The 3,206-nt window shown below is 76.3% G+C and carries 1 protein-coding gene; it reads right to left on the bottom strand.

The genetic code is table 11. The features are described from left to right. Nucleotides 1-46: 46 nt before the first annotated feature. Nucleotides 47-3,206 (bottom strand): AAA family ATPase (locus tag ND486_RS28680; protein ID WP_251787431.1); only part of this gene is annotated, 3,160 nt, incomplete at its 5' end.

Here is a 3,206-nt window from a genome sequence, read left to right on the forward strand (position 1 = left end):
ACCGGCCCCGATCCGGGGGCCGGCCTCCCGCGTGACGAGGTGCTGGTCAGGGCATCGCGTCGTCGTCCCACGACCCGTCGCCGCAGTCGGTGGCGGCGTCCTCGGCGTGCCAGCGGGTGAGCTGGTCGGCGCGTTCGTCCTCGGGTTCGTCGGCGGCGTCGCGGTAGGCGATCTCGTCGAGCAGCCGGCGGGCGTGCTGGACCGACTGCTCGGTCTGCTCGGCCTCCGGCACCCGCACGATGTCCTCCCCGACCTGCACCGGCGGTGCCTCGCGCACGTCCTCCCGCCGCGACTCGGCCACATCCCGGTCCTCGTCGGGTCGGGCGTCGTCGAGGTGGCCGCCGAGGTCGTCCTCGGTGATCTCGCGGTGCCGGTCGTCCTCGGCGACGGCGTCGTCGTGGGCGGCCTTCCACTCGGCGGCGGTGACCCGGTCGGCGGGATCGTCGTCGGCGTCGCGGGCGGACAGCTCGGCCTTGGACAACTCAGCCTGCGCGCGGGTCTCGGCGGTATGGGCGAGCCAGCGACTGCGGGCGTCGTCGACCTCGCCCAGCTCGGTCGCGCGCCGTTCCAGGACCGCGGCGAGCGCGGCGGCCCGGGCGGCCTCGTCGGTGAGGCGCTGCTGCTCGGCCGGGTCGGTCGCCGCGTCGGCTTCGGCCCGGCGCAGGGCGGCGTCCTGCTGATGGCGGGTCGCGGCCTGGTGGGTGGCGGCGAGCTCGTTGGCGACGTAGCGGGGCGCGGCGGCGAGTTCGCGTTCGTAGGCACGCACTCGCATCCGGAGCTGGCCGTTGGACAGCTCCAAGTGCTCGCGGTCGATCTCGGGGCGGCCGAGGTCGCGCCACGCCGCGCGGTAGGCCGCGAACTGCTCGACCTGCCCGGGCTGCGGGGCCGGGCCGAGGGCGTCGTCGGGGTCATCGTGGCCGCGGGCCTCCCGGTAGGCCGCGACCCGCCCGACCGTGTCGGCCCAGGCGGCACGGGCGCCGGCGTCGTCGGGGACCTCGCCGAACGCGGCGACGGCCCACGGCTGCGGGGCGTCGGTCAGCTCGGCGCCGAGGGTGCGGGCGCGGTCGTCGGCGGCCTCGGCGAGCGCCGAGAGGTAGGCGTCCCACTCCTTATCGTCGACGCGTGGGGTCCAGTCGGTCCAGCTCTGTCCGACGGGGTCGAAGCGGTGGCTGTCGCGGATGCGGGAGTAGAGAACGTTGGACACGGTGCGGGCGCCGGTGAGCGGGCCGCGTTCGACGGCGTCGGCGAGCACGGTGTCGGGGTCGCGGCCGGCGAGCTCGGCGCGACGCAGGATGCGGCTCAGCGCGCCGGTGCCGTCCTCGGCGGCGATGCGGGTGCGCTGGGCGACGGTGAGCGCGCCGGTGTCGACGAGCCGGTCGAGGGCGGCGTTGGTGCGTTCGGTCGCGGCGAGCTGGGCGCCCTCGGCGAGCAGATCCGCGGCGGTGCGGGTGCTGGTCGCCTCGGCGACGGAGTCGGCGGCGAGGGTGAGCGAGGAGCGGGTGACGGCCTGCTCGCCGGTGTCGAGGATCCCGGCGAGGGTGGCGACCGGGTCGCGGTGCACGCCGTGCTCGTGGGTCGTGCCGTCGGCCGGGTCCTGCGGACCGGTGCGGGTGGTGACGTGCGCGGTGTTGGAGCTGCGACCGCGGGACATACCGACATACAGCGCCGCGGCGGCGGTGTTCGGGGTGGCGACGGTGTGGGTGGTGTCGACGGTGGCGCCCTGGGCAGCGTGCACGGTGGAGGCGTAGCCGAGCGCGAGGTGCGCAGCCACGTAGCCCGCGGGCAGGACCAGCCGCTCCCCTCCGTCCCCGGACGGGTCGGTGGTCACCTCCAGGGCGCCGTCGTCGCGGACGGCGGTGACGCGGTAGGTCTCGCGGTTGATCGGGCCGCGCCGGTTGCCCTCGACGCCGACCAGGTTCCAGCCGTTGCGTCGGGCCTGCACCAGGTCCCCGACCCCGGCGAAGGTGCCCTGCATCCCGAGCGGGACGCCGTGCTCGTCGACCCGCCCGAGGCGGACCAGCTCGGTCCGTAGCTGTGCGGACAGCCGGGCGGCCTGGTCGTTGGTGTCGACCAGCAGCAGCGAGCGGCGGCCCTCGAGGGTGTCGGCCAGCCATCCCCGCGCGGCGGACGCTTCGGCGTCGTCGCGGGTGCCGGCGTCGATGAGTCGGCCGTGCTGGTGGTACTCGCGCAGCACCGTCTCGTCCCCGGCGCGCAGCCGCAGCGACGCGGCGCGTTCCCAGCCGTCGGTGAAGCGGCGGGCGTCGGTGAGCTCGTAGCGCGACCCGGCCGCGGCGAGCATGTCCATGCCGCCGCCGGCGCCGACGGCGGCGAGCTGCTTGTGGTCCCCGACCAGCAGCAGCTTCGCCCCGGCCGCGGCGGTGTGGCCGTGGATCGCGGCCAGGGCGGCAGTGTCGGTCATCGCGGACTCGTCGACGACGACCAGGTCCCCGGCGCGCAGCCGCCACCCCTCGTCCCCGTCCACGGCCCGGTGCTCGGCGGGTTCGGCGGCGAGTCGGTCCTGGGTGGTCAGCCACCGGGTCACGTTCCGCGCGGTCAGGCCCTCGGCGGTGAGGACGTCGGTGGCCACCTGGCTCGTCGCCAGCCCGAACACCCGCCGCCCGGACTCCGGGTCGGCCCAGGCGCGGGCCAGGGTGCCGACGACGAACGACTTCCCGGTCCCGGCCGGGCCGACCAGCGTTTCGACCCGGGCGCCGGAAGTGAGGACCCCGCGGATTGCGGCAGCCTGGTCGGCCCCGAGATGCACGCCCTCGTCATTGAGGCGGGCCAGGAACGCGGCCGCGGCCTGCTCGGTCAGCGCGGCGCCGTCGCGGGCGGTGGTGGCGGCGAGCAGGATGCGTTCGGAGCGGACCTGGTCGGGGGTGGAGTAGATCCGCCCGCCCGGGGCGCGCATCGCCGACTCGCCGTTGTCGAGCAACAGCTCGGGCGGCAGCAGTCCCTCGCCGGGGCGTTCGGCGTCCATCGCGACCGCGTAGCGGACGGCCTCGTCGGTGAGCTGGTCCAGCAGGGCGGCGACGTCGGTGCCGTCGGGGACGCCGAGGTAGTCGGGCAGGGCGGCGTTGATCGCGCGGGTGAGGTCCGCGCGGGTCCACCCGGCCTTGCGGGAGGCAACGTCGGCCAGGGCCAGCTCGATCACCGCCTGCGGGTTGAACGCCTGCGGCGCCACGTCCCCGCGGCGGGCGGCCAGC

Source organism: Pseudonocardia sp. DR1-2, from assembly GCF_023717215.1.
GTDB classification, from domain to species: domain Bacteria; phylum Actinomycetota; class Actinomycetes; order Mycobacteriales; family Pseudonocardiaceae; genus Pseudonocardia; species Pseudonocardia alni.